Here is a 22,742-nt window from a genome sequence, read left to right on the forward strand (position 1 = left end):
CTCATCGAACAGATGAGTGCTACGCAAGGATCAGGTTGCAACCCTAAGAGCGCAGCGCAGCCCGCGTTGATGCAGCTCATTCAGATCGTTCCGGATCGTGACTGCCGAGAAGATTCTCGGGCAATGCGCTTACATAACGACCGCTGTCGATATTCGTTTTTCGCTTTTGCGCCAAGAACGATGGGTTGGGGAACCTTTTTTCTTGACATGCAAATTAAAAGCAACTAAATACGACACTACGTAACAAAAGAGAACGTGAATCGGAAATCTCAGTCCGGGGCGCATTACTATGAGATCTTTCATTTGGTTCCGAATTATTATCCTCATCATTCTGTGTATTTGCTGCTTCCCGCTCTGCTCCAACGCGCAGTCGAACGAACAGGGGCAAGTGCGCGGCACCGTGTCTGATTCCTCAGGGGCAGTTATTCCCCATGCTGCCGTTACTTTGACGGATACCGGTACCAACGTCTCGCAAAGGACGGTGTCCAATGATCACGGGCTCTATGTCTTTACTGCGCTGCCCGCGTCCAATTACCGCATGCTGATCGAAGCACCAGGCTTCGGGCCGGTGGAGAAGCCAGGAATCGTTCTCGCCGTCAATCAACAAACAACGTTGAACATTACCTTGGTGCCCGCCGCCGCGAACACAAGCGTGACCGTAGAATCGGTGCCGGTTCTCCTTGATGCTGACAACGCCACACTGGGAACAGACATCGGCGAAAAGTATCTGACCCAGGTACCGCTTGCAAACCGCGATCCCTTCGGACTCGCCTTCCTCGCCGCCGGCGTCACTGAAAGCGCTGGCTCCGGTATCAACGACTCGTATCCCGCTGGAACAAATTTCGTTTCTAATGGGCAAAGAAATTCCACTGCCGAAATTCGCCTCGACGGCACGCTCACCACCGCCCCGGAGCAGGGAGAGGGCGGTACGTCGAATATCTATTACCAGGCTACGGTCGAGGCCTTGCAGGAAGTAAAAGTCCAGAACAACAGCTTTTCCGCGGAGTACGGCAACAACGGCGGCACCGTGATTGATGAGGTCATGAAGTCTGGGACGAACTCACTACACGGTAGCGCGTACGAGTTCAATCAGAATGCCATCTTTGACGCGCGCGATTATTTCAACAGCGGCCCGAAACCAGGCCACTCGCAGAATCAGTTTGGCGCTTCGATCGGCGGTCCGATTGTCAAAAACAAAACGTTCTTTTTTGCAGATCTTGAGACCGTCATCTCCAGCAACCCCGTGAATATCGTTGCCACCGTTCCAACTGCTGCGCAGATCGGCGGTGATTTTTCCCAGGCAATGACCTATGACCAGGATGGTAATCCGGTCCAGAATCAGATCTTTGATCCGTTCCAGATCGACCCAGCTTCCTACACTCGGCCCGCGTATGCAAACAACGTGATCCCTGGCTCGGAAATCGATCCGGTTGGACAGGCGATTCTCAAGTTATATCCACAACCCAACACCACTGGCGACGCCGTCTCGGGTGCGAATAACTATAGAAATGTCATTCTATCGACGTCAAAAACCGTACAATTCGATATCAAAGTCGACCAGCATTTCAGCGATAAGTCCACTCTCTCAGGCCGCTATAGCAACGTCTTTTCAAATGGTTCGACCCCCACAGTCTTTGGAGACGGCGAGTTCAACGACGGAACTGCGTATACGGAGCGGGTCTTTAATGATGGAGTGATCTATTCCTATACGCCCACCGCGCATACGCTGTGGACCGTCACTGCCGGGTTGGATCGTGTGTCGTCACCCAGTACCTCGAACTATCCAAGCCCCACCTCGGTCGGCTTTCCCAGCTATCTTGAACAGAATGGCATTGTGCGCATGCCCTCCATCATCATGCCGGAATCACCCTGGACATCGATCTACGATCAGTGTTGTGTCGACACAAAATTTGCCCACACGTTGGTCAATTACTCTTCCGCCTTCTCCTGGACGAAAGGGCAACAGACACTCAAGTTCGGTGGCGAGCAGCGGCTCTTTTATAACAACTTTTTCCAGCCTAATTATCCGAATGGATACTTCAGCTTTGATCAAGATGTTACAGCGCAGGTCCCCTACGACACGGATAACGGAATACAAGGGAACTCTTTCGCCGGCCTGTTGCTGGGCTACGGAGATTCAGGAAGTATCAACGTTACGCAATCCGTGGCCGATAAGTCCAAAGAGACCGGCTTCTATTTTCAGGATGACTGGCGTGTCAATCAGAAATTGACTCTCAACCTGGGGATGCGCTACGAGTGGAGCAGCCCATACACCGAGCGCCACAACAATTCACAGTTCAGCGACTTCACCAGCGGTAGCGGCATTGGCGTTGCCGGGATCAGCGGCAATCTTCCAGGCACAACCATCTTTGCCACCAGCGACAAGCGAAGCGTACCAGCGGATTGGAACAATGTCGCTCCGCGTCTCGGTTTTGCCTATCTGGTGAATGACAAGCTCGCTATACGCGGAGGTGCCGGTATCTACTACGGCATGAGTGTCGCGACAAATTACCAATATCCCGGGACCGCCTTTACCGCCAGCCCTGCTGTCTTCTTCACCAAGGATGGCTATTTAACTCGGTCGGCCACACTCGAGAATCCTTTCCCCTCTGGCATCGAGCAACCGCAAGGGACCAAGTACGGCAAACTCGCTGAGTGGGGACTTTCCAATGGCAATAATCTCGATACTGGCACCGCCAGGAATGCGGAGATCTACCAATGGAACTTAGGTGTTCAACAGGCGTTCCCGGACAATGTCGTGGTCGGCATCAACTACTCGGCGAATCACAGCACGCACCTTCCCTGGGGCGGCTATAGCAGCACCAACAATCGCAACTTCATTCCTTCTGCAATCCGGCAGCAATACACGAGTGAAGACTTAAACAACCTTGTGAACAACCCGTTCCAGAGTCTTTTCAGCGGACCAGGCGCCATCTTCAACGAACCGGAATCGCGCTATGGCGATCCTCAACTGCCGCTACTCAACCTACTGCGCCCGTATCCGCAATTTGACGGAGTCTTTCAGGGCCTGCCGCGACTCGTCGCCGCCTCGTGGTACAACGCCTTGCAGGTCGTCTTTCAAAAGCGGGCAGGGCGCTATATCAATCTGGAAGGCAACTACACGTGGTCGAAGAATACGGACAACTCGTCCACCGGCTTTAATGCGTTTGTCGGCACCTTGAACAACGGAAATCCGCAGGAGTTGGATAATCTCAAGGCCGAATGGTCGGTGAGCGCGAATGACGCGACCAATCGCTTTGTACTGGCCGCTGTGCTGCAACTGCCGATAGGCCGCGGATCCCTGATCGGCCCGAACATGAATCGCTTCTTGAATACCCTCGTTGGTGGCTGGCAACTTACGACCCTCACCACCTTTCAAACCGGACAACCACTCGACATTACGATGAGCAATGGCCGCATTGCAGACGGCAACCAGCGACCGAATGTTACCTGCGGTCCAAGTCAGCCGCTGACCACCGGCATTAGTATTCATAAGGCTGCGGAGTATGGCATGCCTTATATCAACGCAAACTGTTTCGCCGATCCCGGTGACCAGCAGGCTGGCAGTGCTCCGCGCTATTTCTCTCAGCTCCGCAGTGATGGCATCCACAACACCGATATAAGCGTGGAACGAATTTACAAGCTTGGCGATCGAGCTGGTCATCTGGAGTTTCACGGAGAATGCCTGAACTGCACTAATACAGAGCGATTCGGGCTCCCAGACTACGGCTATGGGGATTCGACCTTCGGCATTATCTCCAGTACCGCGGGCGGGGCGCTGCCCAGGAACATGCAACTTGGCGTCAGGTACGAATTCTAATCACCCGTTGGTTCCAGTACCTGCCGGTGTGAAAGGCATGTGATCCAAATGATTCACCGCGCGAGCAGGAAAGCACGGCTCTTTTTACTCCTCTCGGGCGCCGCGCTTTTGTCGACCCCCAGATCGCTTCCGGCTCAGCAGCCCGACCGAGCCTGGTTGCAGAAGGTGCGCATCGCCGCTTACCCGTTGACCCCCAAAAATGCAGAACAGATTGTCCAGCAGGCACAGGCCAGCGGCGTCTACGGAATTGAAGTGGATAATGACATCCCTGGCCGATACGAGAGCCTTTGGAATCCCAGCGAAAAGCTAGAGGCCATCCGTCTTGTCGCCGCTGCGGCCCATCGCGTAAACAATAAGGCGTTCGTCTATATTGCGGGATTCGAATGTATTTCCGCCCATGCGGACAGCCCGCATACCCTGGCCAAAGAGCACCCGCAGTGGTTGCAGCGCAAGCTTTCCGGCGAGCCGGCTGTTTTTGATACCAAGGCCGCGTTTTGGATAGCCAAAGGGGAAGAGGACGTGTGGGTCAGTCCGTATGCAGCGGATTGGCGCAAGATGTACATGGAGCGCATCCGCCAGATCGCAGCTACCGGCATCGATGGCATTTATGTCGACATCCCCTACTGGATGACCCACTTCACCGGATGGGAAGATAGCTGGGCGAGCTTCGATGACAATACAGTCGCGGCGTTCCGGGCACAAACTGGTCTCGATGCGCGCAAGGACATAAAGCTGGGAGATACTGCTGATCCAGGCTTTCGCAAGTGGGTCGAATTCCGCATTCAGACCATCACCGACTTTCTTGCGGAGATTCTCAGCAACGCCGTCGCTGTCAACCCGTCGATATCGCTTATCCCTGAGATCTATCCTGGTATCGAAGCGGAGGCACCTCGGGTTGGCGCGGATGTCTACCAACTTTATCCGCAGGTTGACGCGATTGCCCATGAATACGAATTCGGCGAGAGTGAAGATCACACGGCAGCCTCGCGCACCCCTCTGGATTGGTTTCAATATCAGATTGGCATTCGTAGCTTTCGTGCTTTCGCCGGCGACAAGCCGACATGGATCCTCAACTACTCATGGGATGGGGCGGCCCATGTGGCCCCCCGGGATGCCATGCTCAATCTGGCCATGTCGGAGTTAATGGCGGGGGCGAATTTTTGGGATGCAAAAGGGCATGTTATGTCCGGCTCGAATGACCTGGCGACGCGCATCGAGATCTTCAAATGGGTTGCCGCTCATGAGGATATCTTCGGTGTGCACCGCGAACCTACCGGTGAGGTCGGCGTGTACTTCTCCGACACCACGCGGAACTTCTATCCCCGAGACTTTGTCGCTTCGTATCGAGGTGTGCTGCTGCTTTTGCTGCGGAATCACATCCAGTTCAGAATTGTGACCCCGCGAACCGTGAATAGCTTTGATCGACAGGTACTCATTCTTCCTGACGTCCGTGTCATGAGCGATGCAGAATCAAACGCCATACACCGATTTTCTGCGCACGGTGGCCGAGTGATCATGACTGGCCAGGCTGAAGCAAAGTTGAACGATTTGAGCAACGCAGTTCGGTATCCTGATGCTCCAGAGCGCGCGTACTTAAAAAATGCGGAGACGGACTTCAGCAGCCCCGATTCCCCATGGGCGATCGATTTCCTCCGTTCCCTCCATCTCTCCGACAAGGTCGAAGTCACGGCATCACGAAACCTCGTAGCTCACGTCGCAACGATCGGCAGGCGTCAGTTCATATTCCTCGCGAACTTCGATGGCCTGAAGGCCGGCGAGGTAGCGACGCCGCGCACACAACACGATATACAGATTACGTTGCAAGCGCCCCCGGGTACGCAACTCCACATCCTTCCATTCCTGGGAGTTGAGTCGAGGATCTCCGGAAAGCAACGGGGCGGCCAGATGCGGTTTACGCTTCCATCCGTCGAACGAGGGGCGATCGCATGGATCAACTGATTAACCTCAAAACTTCACGGCGCCAGGTGTAAATAGACTCCTTCCTATTTTGTTTGGTAGCAGCCGATGTCTATGTTTCCGGATTTGACGCGCGGTGAGCCTTCAAGATCCAGTTCTCCCACCGGCACTTTGTCGGACGTGCCAGCAGCAATCGCGGGAGAATCTGATCGCAGATGAAAATCCTTGGGAGCATCAACAAAATGCGGATCCAGAAAACGGGAATGACGGTCATTCCCCGTTGACTGAACATAGTTGTCGAATCCTGTCATAGCGGCGGAAGACGCTCCCCATTTGCTCGCCTTTGATCCGGAGGCGCAGTAATAAAGGTTGTGATCGACAATGACGGGCGGCTGGCTTTTATTAGTCTGCGATTTGTTCACCGTGAGAAGGCAGCGGGGCCCCGCGTAGACTATGTTGTTGACAAAAATATTGTCCGTCATGTTCCACTGCATCTGGAATTCACCAGATCCTGTGCCCGACGTATCGTTGTCGTAGAGCGTGTTGTTAACCACGGTGCAATGCTCTGTGTGTCCGCGCTCAGGCGCATAACCTCCGATGGAAACACCGGCGGTATGGCCGTGATAGATAAGGTTATTTCGTGCAGTGATGTAACTGGTGGCGCGGTCCTTGTGCTCACTGGCCAGTTCGATTCCAAAATCCACATCATGGATGACATTCTGTTCGATCAGGACTCTGGTGCCACCGTCTACGTAAATACCATCGGAAGATTCATCATTGCCATATGCCGGATTGCCGCGCGATGTAATGTTGTAAACCAGATTGCCGCTCACCACTCCGTCGCGCGCCTGGTCAACTGCTGGGTCGGGAGCGGTGCGCTCGAAACCGATGACGTCGATTCCGATGTTGTTGTTGTCGTGGACAACATTGCGCGTAATGCGGAAGTTCGTGACGTTCCCATTCACTACGAGCGATTCGCTTGAACCGGTCTTGAGATGATGCACTTCGTTGCCGTCTATGACCAGTTCACTAATAGGGGTCTTGGAGTCGGTACCGTATACAGCAATGCCAAACGCGTTGGCTCCGTGCCCCGGACCATCGCGCCCGTCAAACGTCTGCTCAATATGATGGACGTTATTCTTTAGCAGTTCTATATGGGATCCGGCACCCATAACACTGATGCCCAATGGAGTGAGCTGATGTTCGGCGGTGCGGTAGTTGCGAATTTCAAAGCCTTCAACCCTGACGTAACTCTTGTTGTGAATAGTCAATATCGCGCTTCTGCCATTGGGAGTAAGACCCTCTGCGTCGAGGACAGCCCTCTCTCCGGGATAGCTTCGAAAAGTAATGTATCCATCCGTGGGGTTGCCTGATGCGCTGATGGTTACGCGCTCTTCGTAAATTCCACCTCGCACATTGACGGTACTACCCGCGCGCACAGTATCTGCGGCATGTTGAATGGTGCGCCAAGGTGACGTTTGTGTGCCGGGATTCAAATCATTCCCGGTATTCGATACGTAGAAGGAGGAGCTGGATTGGCCAAAGGCTCCGGATACGCACACCGATAACATAATAAGGGACAGAAATTTCACGCTCGTCCTCTCAAGAACACACAACGCCAGTTTGTAAGACTGTTCATTGCGGCTGCGCCTCTATAAGCAAATTGCCGGTGAATTCGATCGGCAGATGCGCGTTGTGTCCTGACACTATCCCCAGGCTTTTTCCTGTAAGGTAGTCCACGACACTGTAGTTCCGGTCTTCGAGGCCGCGCAGTTCGACTGCCCCTTTCCACTGTTTTGCAAAAAAGGCGTAATACATGGTCCGGTCTTTGCGGATGACATGCGTCTCCGGCAGATCGAAGCCGATGTCATAGAGCTGCCCCAGATATTGTCCTTTGGACAACATCTTTTCCCGATAGATGCGAAGCCATTTTTCAAATTCCTTCTCGCGCTCAGGAGTCAGATCGGATTTGCCGTGCTTTGTGACTAAAGACGGAAGAACAAACTGCGTTCCCACGACGCCTCCTACTCCCACAGTGGACGCAAAGTCATTGCCGCCATCGCTGAGTTCGACGTGATCGCCGAAGAATGGAACGTTGTCTCCCATCAGGGCCTTTAACGTTTTAGCCTTGGAGCGAACCTGAAAGGAACTTTCCGGGTCGGAAGCCACCGACATATTGAAGTGCGGCATGGTGAAAAAAGAGTACGCCGTGCCGCAGGGGCAGAATTCCACTAGCGCCCCAGGTTTTACAGACTGTGCGGTATCGTAGATTGCGCGAAAGAAATCCGGCAGAGCTTCGACCGAATCCTCCGGTTGCGCATGATGGTGAGCATGGTTATAGCAGGCCGGAACTCCGTTCATGTCCTGACCATCTAGCTTCAGTCCGTCAAATCCCCAATCGACCAATATCTTTTTGACCAATGCCTTGTGGTACTCCACGACGCGGTGATCCGCTGGACACAAATAGTAGGAGTTCCACCAGGAAACTTTTCTCCTGGATCCGTCGCGATTCAACAACTCGTAGTCGGGATGATCCCGCAGCAATTGCGAGCCTGGCACCGCGCTGAGCGGTGACCACCAGAGCTGGGCCTTGAATCCTTCCTGGTGAATACGGTCAACCAGGGCCTTCATGTCTGCGTCTCCATGTGGGAATTTCTTGGGATCAAGCGCCCAATCGCCCACATTGTTCTGCCAACCGTCGTCAAGAGTGACCCACTTAAATCCCAGTCGCTTCGCCGTCGGAAGTGTGTCGTACACCTGCTTAGGCTGAACGGATCGGCCATATCCCCATGCGCACCAAATGGCGCCGAAAGCGGCATCGGGAGCTGTCGCCATTTGGAAACCTTCTTTCGTCATGAAGCGCCGATAGTCGACGAGCGCGCGGAAGTAGTCTCCCTGGTGGACGGCGACGAAGGTGCGAAAAGTATGAAAACTTTCGCCGGGGCTTAATGAGATGGCTTTGGCGAAACGTACGGCGATTTCAGCGTGTAGAGCATCGGGCATCGATACAGGCAAGGAAACGAGCTTCGGCCGCGGCTCGACGTGTCCCACAGCTATTCCAACGTCCCGCCGCCAGACATCGACTATCGGCGTGCCGCCCCCATAGTCGCTGGCATTCATGCCTTGATAATTTTCCTGTCGAAAATTGGTGTGAAGCGGTACGACCCAGTTGGGACGTTTCTCGTAGGAGCCACTCTGGTAAGACCAGAAAGCTTGCCCGCCCACACCGGATTGGGCGCTCACCGTGTATGAGTTGTTGGTCCAACTTTTGATCACGAGCTTCGAGGTTCCGGTATTGGTGTACTGGACATCAAAGAACGCCATCGCGGGAAAGTCGTTGTATATCGTGACGGAGACCCTCTTTGTGAGGGCGCCTGCCTTTCCCTCCACGGTGAGCCGCTCGCCTTCACCGAAAGCGTCTTTTGTGTGCTCGTGTGTTTGCGAGGTCAGAAGGAATCCGGTCCAGAGCTTATCGGCGGTTGTCACAGTCTCAGAAGCCGTGAATGGCCCCAACACGGTTTCCTTCTTATCGAAACAGGCAACCACCCGGCTGCGCAGGTGGTTGTCGAACTCAATGCGGACCTTGCCGCCTTGAATTCGAGGATTACCGCCGGGTACATCCGTCGCTGCTGCGAATGAAGAAACTGCAAACACACTGACGAAAACAATCCAAAGCCTGGCTGCCGCCACTGATTTCAATCTTCGGAACAGGTCATTGTCAGATTGCAAAATCACAATTTTCGGTGAACGCACAGGATTGTCCTTGACTACAGCCAACAATGTAAAGAAAGATGTAACGAAATAAAGCGTAAGAGCTTGTAATACAAGGAAAGACACGCATAGTCAATGGATTTTGGATCGACAGAGATGGGCAGGTATGCATCTTGTATGCGTGGATGTGGATTGTATTCTCGCCATCTTTCGGAACCCGCTGATAACCTTTTAAACAGCTTTTATCAAGAGGTCATTGAAGGATTTAACGCCTGTGCTGGAAAACGAAAGTAAAACCCTATAAACAGTAATATTTCGACAGTTTGCTGAAAGATGTAAATTTCCTATTGAAATTGGAGTTCCAGGACATTCGGTCGAATGTATTCGAACCATAGGTGAGGAAATCACTCCAAATGCAACGTAGAGACTTTCTAAAGAGCACTGTCGCTGCTGCGGTAGCTGCAGAACTTGGAATGGGTAAAGCGCAGGCCAAAGTGCCCGCTCACAATTGGGGAAAGTTCGACTATGGCTCCGGGCCTCAGGTGACGGATCGGCTCAATCAAGGCCCGTTCCCTCAATATCCACCGGATGCGGTTATCCCCACTGACGATGTGGTGATGACTACTACTCCATCGGAAGGCGCCGTGCCGAACTATGGCATGGGACTCGTCACCTATATCACAGCAGACAGTGGCACCGAGGAAATCAAATCAGACAATATTCCGCAAGCAATTGAGGATTTAGCTCGTTTTCCATTAGGCCAGCAGCTTTACATCCGTCCGACGTGGAGGGAAGTGCAGCCGAGGCCCGGGCGCCTGGAGTTGCCCGATTATGTGAAGCTGGTTTTTGAAGCGGCGAAGAAAAACAACAAGCGTGTCGGATTGCGGATTCAGATGTCCGCTCCTGACTACACGCACGAAGCAGCCCTGCCAGATTTTGTTCTCGATAAAGTGCCGAAAGTAAATCTCGTTGTTAGCGATCAAGAAAGCAGCGCGGACGGGAAAAGGTTTTTGGAGAATCCGCACTCGCGTTATCAACCCCGGTTTGACCATCCTTTTTTCCAGCAGGCATTCAAAGAACTGGTTGAACAATTGGCAGCGGAATTCAATGGCAACCCGCTCATCGAATTTATCGACACCTTTATGTACGGCTTCTGGGGCGAGGGGCACACGTGGCCATTCGCCAACAATCCTTTCCCAAACTACCAGACAGCAGAGCGGACCTGGATGAATATGCTCGAAGTCCAACTCGAGCACTTTTCGAAGACTCCTTTGCTCACCAATACGCAACCGGACTTCAGCCGGGTTGGTAATTCAGAACTGCTGGACCGCACGGTCCGCAGCAACAATTGGATTCGAAGTGACACAATCTTTATCGAGAACGAGCAGATTGAAGCGCTCAGCAATCGGCCGCCCTGGATTGCCGCATTACTCGAGCAAGGGCTTCCCGGGAAACCTCCTGATCCGGGCGCGGCATATGAAGGGATATCTCCGGCAGAAAACATGATTGCTCATGTGATCGATGTCGGGGCGAATTACTTTTCGCTCTGGAACTTTCACCAGATCAATGCAAAGAATCTGATGAGCTACTACCAGGCTTATCCGGCAGCGTTCGACCGAATTAGTCGCCGGATTGGGTATCGGGTGAGGCCGTCTTTTATCTGGAGCTATAGGGACGACAGTTATCAAGGGTTGATTATCGGTTTCGCAAATGACGGCATCGCGGGTGTACCAGGTGTATTGAGAGTAACTGTGGAGAGCCAGGACGGAAAGGTACTCAAGAGCGGTTGTCTGGACGCCGGTTATCCGTTGCCGGGCAAGATTCGGCAGGCACAGTTCGTGCTTCCGAACGTCGTAGATTGGAAAGGATTGAAACTTAGAGCTGAGATTGAGGTAAAGGGAATGCGCTATCCCGTGCGGTGGGCTTGTCACCAGAAGCTGAACGATGATGGCTCGCTCACACTGCGTCCCAACCTCCGTCGGCAGGTCTAGGCTACGATTGCTCTGATCCAAGAGACGCTCGTCTTAGCTACCTTTGCAGTCGCGTGGCGGAGCATGCATTTACGCCGAATCTTGACGCTCACCGCAAGGTAAACAACGATTCCGAAAAAAGGGATCGCTGGTTTGGGAAAATTCTCACGATTATTGTGAATAATCATTGACTTATGACGAGGCTGTTATCACCGATCTGAAATGAATCAGGCAGCAGTTACGAAGCGAGCCTGTCGGACGTACTTCACTGCAGCAAATCTGAAGGACGAAATGAGAAATCAATGAAGCCGTTTCACCGATTGGGGGCATTGCTCTTTACATTTTCGGTCGTAATTTCAGCGTTAGCGCAAGCCGGCACTCCAAGGCTGATCGACGTTCATATACATTACAACGGCGAGCCAGGTGTTTTGGAGAAGCTTCTCGTTAAGTTGAACGCCGTCGATGGAATGGCAATATTGCTGACAACGCCTCAAGGATTGCCTGAGGCAACTAGATTTATCCGAGAGCACCCGGATCGTTTCGTCGGGTTTGGAGATGTGAAATTAGACGACGTGAACGTCCTGGATGAGATCGACAGATTTCATCAGGCAGGCTTTCGTGGCTTAGGCGAAATTACCTCTACACTGAAGAACTACGATGACCGTTCCTACTGGCCTATCTATGATCGTGCCGACAGATACCACATGCTTCTTCTCTTCCATACAGGTATTGTCAACCGACTACACCCAGAACAGCCAGCTGACATCAGTTTCGACCGAAGTCGCGTGACTCGTCTTGATCTGATCGCGCGGCACTGGCCGAAGCTGACGATTATCGGCGCTCATCTTGGAAATCCTGATTATGCCGAAGCAGCCGAAATTGGTAGATGGGATCCAAATCTATATTTTGATGTTTCGGGAACGACTCTTCTCAAGAAGAAGAACGACTACCGTTTCTTCCAGTCGATTTTCTGGTGGAGCGGTCTCGTCAGTCCTCATACACCGAAGAACGGGGCGAACGCCTTTGAGAAGCTCGTCTTCGGTTCGGATGTCTTCAATGGAGAACTTGATGAGTTCGATGGTGCGTTGTCGCGTTATCACGCCATGCTGGATGCGTGTGAGGTTCCGCAGAAGTCACAGGAGGAGATTTTCTCTGGAACGATGTGGAACATTCTTCAACAGCAGGCAAGGGAAATGGCGGCAGATAGGCAGTAACAAACGAGACGCTTCAGTGATCATGCTTCATTGGCGGCAGGATTCTGACTCTGCCAGCTGGGGAACAAACCTGCTCTCCTGACCGATTCAAAGCGAGGCACGATATGCGGCGAGTACATCTCGAAGTGAAGTGGCAGTTAGCATGGACATTCTTGCTCGTATATGCCGCAGCGGCGGTATGCGGATGTAAAGCACGGCCTGCAGCGCCAGCTACATCCTCTTTAGCCACAGAGGCTCCGGTGACCGGGCCGTTTTCCACCCAGGAGCTCCAGCAATTCGCCGCACTCGATCCCATCGATACACATACTCACGTTTATCAGAGCTCACCTGAATTGGTCGCATTGCTTGAGCGGCTGAATCTCCATATTCTCGACATCGTCGTGGCGCGCGATCCCGATCAGAAGTCGCTGGATGAAGAGCGGCGGCAGGTTTGGGGCTTTGTGAATGTCAGCCACGGATATGCAACTATGTGCACGACATTCGATCCATTTCTTTACCGTGAACCTTCTTTCAGGAATGCTGCTATCGCGGAGATCGATAACGATTTCGATCATGGAGCAGCAGCCGTGAAGATATGGAAGAACATTGGCGAACAGGTCAAAGATCCCAAGGGACGCTACCTGATGCCGGACGATCCTGTGTTTGAACCGATTTATAAGGAAATTTCAGATCGCGATAAAACACTCATCGCTCACCTGGCTGATCCAGATTCTATCTGGGAGCCGCCAACGCCTAAATCACCAGACTATGGGTATTACATGCAGCACCCAGAGTGGTACATGTATAAAAAGCCGAATGCGCCATCGAAGGCGGCGATTCTGGTAGCTCGCGATCATGTCCTCGAGAGGAATCCGAAGCTTCGTGTTGTGGGCGCGCACCTGGGCAGTATGGAAGCCGATTTCAAACTATTGGCGGATCGCCTTGACCGTTATCCGAACTTCGCAGTGGATATTGCAGCTCGCATGCCTTACATTGTTATGCTGCCGCGGACAGATGCGATTGCCTTCATCGAGAAGTATCAGGACCGGTTAATTTACGCGACCGATCACAGCCTTGCCCCAGAAGCAAAAGCTCAAGATGCAGTGAAGCAGTGGGAGAGCTCCTACGCCTTCGATTGGCGCTTCCTCGCGACATCCGATTCACTTCAATACAGGGATCATCAGGTGCAGGGGTTAGCTCTTCCCACCGCAGTACTGCACAAGCTTTACCATGACAACGCTCTGCACTGGATCCCAGGAGTCATGTAGGATGCGAAGCTTCCAGGTTGAAACCGCAAGAGTCGAGATTTATCCAGATGCGGTTTCAATGGGAAAAGCAGCGGCACAGGCGGCAGCCGAGGCCATCAAGGAAATTGAAAAACGTGAAGAAACAATCAATGTGATTTTCGCTACTGGTGCTTCGCAGCTTGTTACGCTTGATGCGCTTACGAAGATGGACAATCTTCCATGGACCAGAGTGCGTGGTTTTCACATGGATGAATATATCGGCCTTCCGATCAGCCATCCGGCGTCGTTTCGCGGATACCTGCGAGAGAAACTGACAGAGAAGGTGAGCCTGAGAGAATTCAATGAAGTGGATGGCACTGCGCCTGATGCCGAGGCATTCAGCCGTGACTATGCCGCGAAGCTATGCATCGCTGAGCCTCAGCTTTGTCTCATGGGTATTGGAGAAAATGGGCATCTCGCGTTCAACGATCCGGGAGTAGCCGATTTTAATGACCCCTTGGATGTGAAGGTCGTTCATCTTGACCGTGTGTGCAGAGAGCAGCAAGCTGCCGAGGGATGGTTTGCCAGCACCGACGAGGTTCCCGAATCTGCGATCACCATTACAATCCCGGCACTTCTGCGCGTCCCGCGACTCATCGTGTCGGTTCCAGGAATCCGTAAGGCAACGATCGTTCGCCGTAGCCTGACTGAATCGATTTCTACCGATTGCCCTGCTACCATTCTGCGTACACATCCCAACGCCACAATCTACCTGGATGAAGCTTCAGCTGCGGAGCTGAACGATCTGCTTCCTTGATTGTGAGAGGTATGGTGCAACACGACCGCTCGGTCGTCGGCAAACCGGACCTTCAGGCCACTCTCGGTCCGCCTATGCCGATACGCCAATATTTTCTGTGTTGACTCCTTGGGGTCTTACTATTACTATCGCTTTCCATCGATCGCTTTCGTATTACCCTGACTCCAATTGCTCACTAGTCTTGATTTGAAAGGTCGGACCGCCATGGCTCGATTTATCAGGTTAGCTATCTTCTTATTAGCCGCGCTTCTGGGAACAGCTGCCATGTGGGCGGCCATTACCGGCTCGATTTCTGGAGTGGTTACTGACCCCAGCGGAGCCGTCATGCCAGGATTGACCGTAGTAGCTACGAGTTTGTCGACGAACGTGAAGACCACCGCAGTCAGCGATTCGAAGGGTTTTTACAGCTTCCCGACTTTGAGCGTTGACATTTATAACGTGACGGTCAGCCAGCAGGGTTACCGCGACTATATCCAAACCGGCGTGAAGATAGATGCGAACTCCGCGCTCCGCATCGACATCATCATGCAGCTCGGCACGGTTACCAATACTGTCAGTGTAAAAAGCGACACTCTGCAAGTGGAGACACAGAGCACGCAGAATGGCGTAGTCATTGACGGCCAAAAGATTACTTCTGTGCCGTTGAACGGACGTTCCTACATCGACCTGTTGAAGTTGCAACCAGGCGTATCGCCTTATTCCCATAGCCAGGACAGCAGCACATCGGGAGTCGGAGCGACTCAGGTCTCGGGTGACCTGGACAACGGCCAACAATCCGTCAACGGGGGCCGCACCGGATCCAACGCATTCATGGTGAATGGGGCAAATGCGGAAGAAGGCGTCCACAACGGCGCCGCAATGATCCCCAATCTCGACTCCATCGCCCAGTTCCGTATCATCACCAACAACTTCGATGCGGAGTATGGAAACTACAGCGGTGGCCAGGTCAATGTTGTCACCAAGTCCGGAACCAATCAGTATCACGGCACGGCGTTCGATTTCCTGCGCAACACCGATCTGGATGCCAGAAACTACTACGCTCCGACACGCGGCGTTTTCATCCAGAATCAATTCGGCGGTACGGTGGGCGGTCCGATCCGCAAGAACAAGATCTTCTGGTTTGGCGATTACCAGGGAACCCGGCAGATTTTGGGCCAGACTCAGAGCTATCCCGTGCCTTCAGATGCCGATCGCACGGGTGACCTGACGGACCAGGCGGACGCGCTCACTGGCACAGTAGTCGGTGCCGGCTGGGCTAACACTCTCTCTCAGACATTGGGATATCCGGTAACGCAGGGAGAAAATTATTACACTCCTGGCTGCGCGGATCCCGGAACTTGCGTCTTTCCCAATGCTGTCATTCCTCAAAGCGCGTGGTCGCCGGTTGCGGTGAACTCGCTGAAGTTCCTCCCTACGGCCAATGGAGTTGTCAACAATACCCCTAACTACTCCACCTCTGCCTACAACGGGACATTGAGCGACGATAAGGGAAGCGGCCGGATCGACATTCCTACACGAATCGGCGCTGTGTTCGGCTATTACTTCATTGACCGATTCCACACCGAGAATCCGTATAGCCAGGTAAACGTCCCGGGCTTTTCTGCAACCAATCAGGGTCAAACGCAAATGATCAATTTAGGGTTGACGACCACGTTTAACTCATCGACCGTCAACGATCTTCGTCTCGCATATCTGCGCGACGTAAACCTGACCGGCCAACCAACCTCAGGCCAGGGTTTGGGTGTCTCGCTTGCCTCGCAGGGTTTTGTTACTCCGTGGGGCCCCGAGGGCGGTATCTCCCCTATCAACCCTGCGTACGAGGGTGTTTCAAACTTTATGTTCAACAACTTCAGCCTTGGTGTCCCGCCTGACGCATTGAGGCAATATAACAACACCTTCCAGATCATCGATAACGTCACCAAGGTCTTTGGAACGCACACTCTGCAGTTTGGCACCAACCTCCACTACAACCAGATCAACGAGCGTAACTATGACTGCTACAACGGGTGTTTTGGTTTTGATGGCGCAGAGACTGGCCTGGACTTCGCCGATTTCCTGATTGGGGCGCCCACCAGTTTTGTGCAGGCCAGCCAGCAGCTTCTCGATTCGCGAAGCAAATATTATGGATTTTATGGTCAGGATAGCTGGCGTGTGAACCGCAATTTCACCCTCAACTACGGCCTGCGATGGGAAGCCGCTACTCCCTGGTACGACACCCAGAACAAGCTGGAAACGGTCGTTCCCGGTGAACAATCGCTATCATTTCCCGGTGCTCCCCTCGGTCTGGTGGTGCCCGGAGACCCGGGCATCCCGCGCACGCTCGGGCCAACCAAGTACACCAACTTTGGTCCCAGGATCGGCTTTGCCTGGGCGCCAGACGTGAGCGACGGTTTCCTCGGCAAGGTGTTGGGCGCTGCCGGAAAAAGCAGCATACGTGCGGGTTACGGTATCTTCTATAGCTCTATTGAGGACGCCACCGGATTCGTCGAGGTAGGCGATGCTCCTTATGGCAACTACTATTCTGTGTCATCGACTGAGCTGGCCACACCGTTTGTCGATCGGCCATCGGGAACTCCGGCCGGACAGAAGTTTCCCTTCGTCTTTCCTCCAACCAACGTGTCTCCTCAGAATCCCGATACAACCTTTAATTGGGCGGGAGCGACACCCATCGGCGGATCCGACTATTACTACTACAAAAACAAGGTGCCCTATGTCCAGGAATGGGAACTCTCTCTTCAGCGGCAATTGGGGACTGCAACCGTACTCAGCGTGAATTACGTCGGGACCATCGGGCGGCAGCTGCTGACGTTTGAGGAATCAAATCCAGGAGACCAGTCCCTCTGCCTGCAATTGAGTAACCCAGCCAATGTAGCGCCTGGTACGACGACTTGCGGGCCGTTCGGGGAAGACACAGTTTATACCACGGCGAGTGGCCAGACAGTGAACGGAACCAGGACGACCTTCGGGATTAACTTCAACAGCAATCCCTACATGAAGACCGCAGTCGGCTCCAGCTTCAACTCGCTGCAGGTGACTCTGGAGCACAACGAAAAATACCTGAACTTCCTCATTGGATATACCTTTGAGAAGTCGCTGGATAACGGTTCGGACTCCTTTGATGCGACCAATCCGTTGAATCCGGCCCAAACCTACGCATTATCGAGCTTTAACGTTCCGCATAACCTGGTCGCCAGCTACACCATACAATTGCCCTTCGATCACTTTATCGGCGGAGGGGATATTGCGAAGCTGTTCACCGCTGGATGGGAGCTTTCCGGCGTAGCTACGTTTGCCAAGGGAGAGCCGGTTACTCTCAATGAGAATGACGATAATTCACTGCTTGGTGCCTTCAATGCAAACGTAGATGTGCCAAACTACGCGAACAACGGCAGCCCTCTTTATATAAATCGAAACCCGCGAAAGGGGCTGCCATATTTCAATCCGAACTACTTCGTCCCGGAAACAATCGGGCAGGTAGGCAACGCAATGCGGCGATCCTTCTCCGGTCCTGGCATCAATAATTTTGACATGGCTCTGCTAAAGACCACTGATATTACCGAGAACACTAAGCTGCAGTTTCGGGCAGAAGCATTCAATGTCTTCAACCATACGCAGTTTACGAATCCGAATGGGCTCGTCAACAACACCGGCCAGGGTGGTTTCGGTTATGTAACTGGTGCCAACGATCCTCGTATCATGCAGGTTGCCTTGAAGTTCCTGTTCTAGGAAAAATTTGTGTTCAGATCTGCAATTGTTGCCAGTTTGATGGCGGCACAATGGGCGAATGCTGAATCGACGGCAAGTGATTTCGACCAACTTTGCGCCTTTGGACTGGTATCGATCACGACTCCACGCGGACAACAACCAGCGGGCCCTAGGGGCAGCTGCAATAGGAAAGGAACATTATGCTGCCCGAGCGTGAGCTCAAAAATAATCTGAATGATCGGCGATCTTTTCTTAAATTGCTGGCCGCTGCTCCTCTCTTCGCCACCATTGCCTCGCGAAGTTTTGCGAGCACCGTGGCGGCTACTACGGGAAAATCTTCCTCCGCCGATGTTTATACCCGTCTTGGGGTCCGGCCATTGATCAATGCGCGGGGGACGTGGACGTATCTGAGCGGGTCATTGGAATTACCGGGCGTGCGGGAAGCGGTCGAGGCTGCATCGCGACAATTTGTTGACTTGTTTGAACTACAGCGCGCAGCGGGCAAAAAGCTTGCGGAGCTTTCTGGTGCCGAATCCGGAATGGTCACGTCTGGCTCGGCTGGTGCGATGGCTCTGGCGACTGCGGGCTGCATCGCCGGGACCGATCCAAAAAATGTGTGGCAACTGCCCGACACAACCGGTTTGAAACATGAAGTTGTGATGCTGGGAGGGCGGAGCGCATTCGACAGTGCGATACGCCTCGCCGGAGGAAAGTTGGTGCTTGCGCATGGAGTGGACAATCTGCAGTCGGCCATTACCCCGCAAACGGCCATGGTCTATACAACGTGGCGGGACGACCGCTTGCAGAATACGCTGAAGATCACGCGGGCAGCCGGCGTCCCCTTGCTATTGGACGATGCGGCCGGCATTCCCCCGTTTGAGAATTTCAGACGCTACGCAAAGATCGGCGTCGATCTTTATTGCTTTAGCGGTGGAAAGGGTTTGGGTGGTCCGCAGTGTTCCGGGGTGCTGCTAGGCCGGAAGGACCTGATCGATGCCGCAATGGCGAATAACAATCCATGGGAGGGCGCCGTATGTCGGCCCATGAAGGTCGGCAAAGAAGAGATTATAGGGATTCTTGCAGCAGTCGAATATTGGTCTCAAGCTGATCTTGCGGACCTAACCAAAGAGTGGCAGAGCAGGGTCGAACGCATCCAGAAGCTAGTTCAAACCGTACCAGGAGTCACTACATCCATCATGACCCCTCAAGACGAGAACAGCTATCCGACCCTGACGGTAAAGTGGGACGTGCAGCGGTTCGGTTTGACGGTGGACCAATGCGCTCAACAGCTGCGGGAGGGCGAACCCCGTATCGAGGTGCTCACGAACAATAATCCAAGTGGAGTACCCGCAGTCCGCGAAGGCGATGACCCCAAGGCAAAAGAGGAGGCGCCTCCGAACGTGTTGCAAATTATCTCAATGACCTTACAGCAGGGAGAAGATCTGACGGTAGGGAATCGCCTACGTCAGATTCTTGACAAAGCCCGCAAACAATCGCAGTGAACAGATATCTAGATCCCGAGAGACTTTCTTCGATCGCAATATGCCATGGGGCAGACAGCCGACGCCATGCCGTCGTGCTCGTCGCTCTGGTCATAGGAATTTTCTGCGCACCTCTGCTCCACGCGAACGATCGCAAGATCGATCCAACCTTTCTATATCGTGACACTTCTGCGGTTGGGGAGAAGCAGTCAGATATGACGACGAAGACGTGCCACTACCGGGCGTTGTTCGGGAAGGGAGACTCGGATACATCCGTAGTCGTCGGAGTAGCACGTTATGGAGAAGTGGTGATTGATCCGAATGGCGTCTGCCGTTTGGTTCAATATTCAGACGAAGACCAGGTGTACGTGGTGCTCGAAGGCGCGGGCTCCGTGAAGTACGGAGATGCAATCGTCCCGCTGAAGAAAGAAGACTACTTATATATTCCATCAACGATTCCGCATGTTCTGAGCAATAAGTCAGACATGCCACTAACCGCGATCATTATGGGTTTTCGTACGAAAGGCTTTGAGAAAACTCAGCCACCGCCGCAGCCTCTAAAGGCCAATATCGAGGATGTGCCGACAACTATGGTGAGCGGCCATCCCGATTCGACTCGTTACCGTCTGCTGATGGGTGACGTCGACAGCAAGCGCGACCGCATTGCAGCCGGCCGCGTTTTGACCAGCCTCTTCCTAATGGAGATCGCACCAGGCGGTACTAACTTTCCTCATCACCATGAGCGCGAAGAGGAAATTTACCTGGTCTTGAGCGGCCACGGCGTGATGGTGGCAGGGAGCGGAATGGATGGAATCGCGGGGCGGCATCCCGCCAAAGCGGGGGATGCCTATTTCTTTCGGCTCAACTGCACCGTCGGATATTACAGTGCTGCCAACGTCAAGTCGCGTATTCTCGCCGTGCGCTCGTGGTATCCGGGTATGGTGCAAATAGGCGCAGAACACTAAGGCCAACTGCGCAAGCTTGGTGCTGGCCCAGTGGGTATCGAAGGTTGAAAGAGGTCTTTGGCGAATGATGAGTTGGTGGCACACGATCTCCATCCCATGTTTGCTGCTTGGATTGGTATCGATCACGAATCTGCGCGCACAACAACCGGCAAGCACTACTACTGCAGCGGATGTTCAAGGATCGATGCTCTTTACCTCCAACTGCGGGAGCTGCCACGGATCCGATGGCCGCGGGGGCGAACACGGTCCGGACATCGCATCTGCTCCAGACGTGCAGCGACTTGCCGATTCAGACCTGATTGCGATCGCAAAAAATGGAGTCTCCGGGACTGGTATGCCTGCCTTTGGCTGGCTCGGCCAAGAGAAAGTGACCGCTATTATTCAATATTTACGAACTCTGCAAGGGCGACGAACCGACATCAAGCTCCCGGGAAACCCGAGGAGTGGAGAAGCTCTTTTCTTTGGTGAGGCACGATGCTCAGAATGCCATATGGTCAATGGGAAAGGCGGCTTTATTGGCAGTGATCTTTCGCTTTACGGCGCGAACGAAAGCGCAGGCCAGATTCGAAGCGTGATTTTGGATCCCGGAAATTTTTTGCCTCCCCAGAAGAAAGCTACAACCGTCGTGACGAACACAGGACAGAAGTTCACTGGATTGCTCAAGGTGGACGATAATTTTTCCGTTTCGATCCAGACAATGGATGGAGACTTTCATTTTTTTCAGAAGTCACAACTCGCCCAAATAGATCTTGGGTCTTACTCGTTGATGCCGGTCGACTACGGATCGATGTTGAATGACGAACAGATAAATGACCTGGTCAGTTATCTCCTTCATGTGGGAAGTGAAAATTCCAGGCACTCTCCAAAACAATCTTCAAAATCTGACGATGATGATGAATAATCGCTTATCTTTTTGCTCCAGGGACTCGTGGTTCAACATCGTCACCCTCAAGGTTGCGATAGCCGCTTTGACCTTGCTCATGATTGCCGGGTCGGCCCACCGTCTAAGTCATGGAGAAACGAGCAACGGTGCGTTCGAACTTCAGGTGCTCACACCGGAGTTCTGGACTCTCTTTGATCGGAAAGCACAGCTTACCAAGCTGGCTTCGGGCTTCGGTTTTACGGAGGGGCCTGTTTGGGATAGCTCCGGTTATCTCTGGGTGAGCGATGAAACTCTCAACAAAATTTTCAAGGTAAACACTTCCACTGGGCAAAAACAGGAAATCATCTCTCTGGGCGACCCCGATGGCAATACCTATGATCCACAACATCGCCTTTTAGACTGTGCCAGCGTTCTGCGGGCGATCATCCGTCTATCGCCCGATGGCAAAAGCTACAAAATAGTCGTGGATCATTACCAAGGCAAGCGTTTGAACAGTCCCAACGACGTAGTGCTCGGTCCGGATGGCGCTATTTACTTTACGGATCCAACGTCTGACTTGCCTCGCGGACAAAAGCAGGAACTCCCCTTTAAAGGCGTCTACCGCATCGCTCCGGACGGTCAACTTCAACTGTTGACAAAGGACGTGGAAGATCCGAATGGACTTGCGTTTTCTCCAGACGGCACCAAGTTGTATGTTGATGACTCCACCCAGAGAAATATCCACGTATACGACTTTCACGCAGACGGTGGGTTGAGCAATGGACGGATCTTCGGCACAGAGCCAGGTGGTCCAAAGGATGGTGTACCAGACGGCATGAAGGTTGATCGAAATGGCAATCTGTATGTGGTAGGTCCAAGGGGTATATGGGTATGGTCCCCGCATGGCGTTCATCTGGGGACCATCGTAGTTCCCGAGCAGCCGGCAAATCTCGCATGGGGAGACCCCGACTACTCAACCCTGTACATAACTGCAACGACATCCGTGTACAAAATAGGGACCCGAGCACACGGATTCGTCCCCTACCTGCAGGCGCACTAATCTTTCGGAGGAGAA

At 53.2% G+C, this 22,742-nt stretch carries 13 protein-coding genes; 11 read left to right on the forward strand and 2 right to left on the reverse strand.

The genetic code is table 11. The annotated features are described in order from the left end of the window. Nucleotides 1-289: 289 nt before the first annotated feature. Complete coding sequence (locus tag GSQ86_RS05750) at nucleotides 290-3,820, forward strand: TonB-dependent receptor (RefSeq protein ID WP_158749008.1); 3,531 nt, start codon at nucleotides 290-292, stop codon at nucleotides 3,818-3,820. A 108-nt stretch (nucleotides 3,821-3,928) separates the two neighbouring features. Next, a complete protein-coding gene (locus GSQ86_RS05755; protein WP_158749009.1) occupies nucleotides 3,929-5,779 on the forward strand; it encodes a hypothetical protein in 1,851 nt (616 codons plus the stop codon). A gap of 44 nt (nucleotides 5,780-5,823) precedes the next feature. Here GSQ86_RS05755 and GSQ86_RS05760 read toward each other — a convergent pair whose 3' ends face one another. Both GSQ86_RS05760 and GSQ86_RS05765 read right to left on the reverse strand, forming a co-directional pair. After that, nucleotides 5,824-7,329 (reverse strand): right-handed parallel beta-helix repeat-containing protein, encoded by a 1,506-nt coding sequence (locus GSQ86_RS05760; RefSeq protein WP_254062168.1) that lies wholly within the window; start codon nucleotides 7,327-7,329, stop codon nucleotides 5,824-5,826. Nucleotides 7,330-7,372: 43 nt separating this feature from the next. Next, entirely contained in the window at nucleotides 7,373-9,427 is a 2,055-nt protein-coding gene (locus tag GSQ86_RS05765) for a glycoside hydrolase family 36 protein (RefSeq protein ID WP_254062169.1), read from the reverse strand. Between the two features lie 434 nt (nucleotides 9,428-9,861). Between GSQ86_RS05765 and GSQ86_RS05770 the strand changes: the two genes are divergently transcribed. From GSQ86_RS05770 to GSQ86_RS05810, 9 genes are all read left to right on the forward strand, one after another. Continuing rightward, nucleotides 9,862-11,439, forward strand: a complete 1,578-nt coding sequence (locus GSQ86_RS05770) for a twin-arginine translocation signal domain-containing protein (RefSeq protein WP_158749011.1) — start codon at nucleotides 9,862-9,864, stop codon at nucleotides 11,437-11,439. Between the two features lie 281 nt (nucleotides 11,440-11,720). Next, complete coding sequence (locus GSQ86_RS05775; protein ID WP_158749012.1) at nucleotides 11,721-12,632, forward strand: amidohydrolase family protein; 912 nt, start codon at nucleotides 11,721-11,723, stop codon at nucleotides 12,630-12,632. 104 nt (nucleotides 12,633-12,736) lie between these two features. Beyond that, the gene (locus GSQ86_RS05780; protein ID WP_158749013.1) at nucleotides 12,737-13,879 is read left to right on the forward strand and encodes an amidohydrolase family protein; all 1,143 of its coding nucleotides are present in this window, start codon (nucleotides 12,737-12,739) and stop codon (nucleotides 13,877-13,879) included. A gap of 1 nt (nucleotide 13,880) precedes the next feature. Then, on the forward strand, nucleotides 13,881-14,654 hold the full coding sequence (locus GSQ86_RS05785; protein ID WP_158749014.1) for a glucosamine-6-phosphate deaminase: 774 nt from the start codon (nucleotides 13,881-13,883) through the stop codon (nucleotides 14,652-14,654). Nucleotides 14,655-14,858: 204 nt separating this feature from the next. After that, nucleotides 14,859-18,380: a carboxypeptidase regulatory-like domain-containing protein gene (locus GSQ86_RS05790; RefSeq protein ID WP_158749015.1), complete on the forward strand. Its 3,522-nt coding sequence runs from the start codon at nucleotides 14,859-14,861 to the stop codon at nucleotides 18,378-18,380. A gap of 179 nt (nucleotides 18,381-18,559) precedes the next feature. After that, on the forward strand, nucleotides 18,560-19,861 hold the full coding sequence (locus GSQ86_RS05795; protein WP_158749016.1) for an aminotransferase class V-fold PLP-dependent enzyme: 1,302 nt from the start codon (nucleotides 18,560-18,562) through the stop codon (nucleotides 19,859-19,861). A 194-nt stretch (nucleotides 19,862-20,055) separates the two neighbouring features. After that, nucleotides 20,056-20,805: a cupin domain-containing protein gene (locus GSQ86_RS05800; RefSeq protein WP_254062170.1), complete on the forward strand. Its 750-nt coding sequence runs from the start codon at nucleotides 20,056-20,058 to the stop codon at nucleotides 20,803-20,805. 19 nt (nucleotides 20,806-20,824) lie between these two features. Further along, the gene (locus tag GSQ86_RS05805; protein ID WP_254062179.1) at nucleotides 20,825-21,706 is read left to right on the forward strand and encodes a c-type cytochrome; all 882 of its coding nucleotides are present in this window, start codon (nucleotides 20,825-20,827) and stop codon (nucleotides 21,704-21,706) included. Then, on the forward strand, nucleotides 21,693-22,727 hold the full coding sequence (locus GSQ86_RS05810; protein WP_254062171.1) for an SMP-30/gluconolactonase/LRE family protein: 1,035 nt from the start codon (nucleotides 21,693-21,695) through the stop codon (nucleotides 22,725-22,727). Before GSQ86_RS05805 ends, GSQ86_RS05810 begins: the two co-directional genes overlap by 14 nt. Nucleotides 22,728-22,742 lie beyond the last annotated feature (15 nt).

Origin of the sequence: Acidobacterium sp. S8, assembly GCF_009765985.1 — a bacterium.
Classification (GTDB): domain Bacteria; phylum Acidobacteriota; class Terriglobia; order Terriglobales; family Acidobacteriaceae; genus Alloacidobacterium.

Excerpts from the sequence above, each read along its gene's own strand:
- GSQ86_RS05775 (WP_158749012.1), top strand. The coding sequence starts at position 11,721 with ATGAAGCCGTTTCACCGATTGGGGGCATTGCTCTTTACATTTTCGGTC.
- GSQ86_RS05795 (WP_158749016.1), top strand. The coding sequence starts at position 18,560 with ATGCTGCCCGAGCGTGAGCTCAAAAATAATCTGAATGATCGGCGATCT.
- GSQ86_RS05750 (WP_158749008.1), top strand. The coding sequence starts at position 290 with ATGAGATCTTTCATTTGGTTCCGAATTATTATCCTCATCATTCTGTGT.
- GSQ86_RS05780 (WP_158749013.1), top strand. The coding sequence starts at position 12,737 with ATGCGGCGAGTACATCTCGAAGTGAAGTGGCAGTTAGCATGGACATTC.
- GSQ86_RS05800 (WP_254062170.1), top strand. The coding sequence starts at position 20,056 with ATGACGACGAAGACGTGCCACTACCGGGCGTTGTTCGGGAAGGGAGAC.
- GSQ86_RS05790 (WP_158749015.1), top strand. The coding sequence starts at position 14,859 with ATGGCTCGATTTATCAGGTTAGCTATCTTCTTATTAGCCGCGCTTCTG.
- GSQ86_RS05785 (WP_158749014.1), top strand. The coding sequence starts at position 13,881 with ATGCGAAGCTTCCAGGTTGAAACCGCAAGAGTCGAGATTTATCCAGAT.
- GSQ86_RS05770 (WP_158749011.1), top strand. The coding sequence starts at position 9,862 with ATGCAACGTAGAGACTTTCTAAAGAGCACTGTCGCTGCTGCGGTAGCT.
- GSQ86_RS05810 (WP_254062171.1), top strand. The coding sequence starts at position 21,693 with ATGATGATGAATAATCGCTTATCTTTTTGCTCCAGGGACTCGTGGTTC.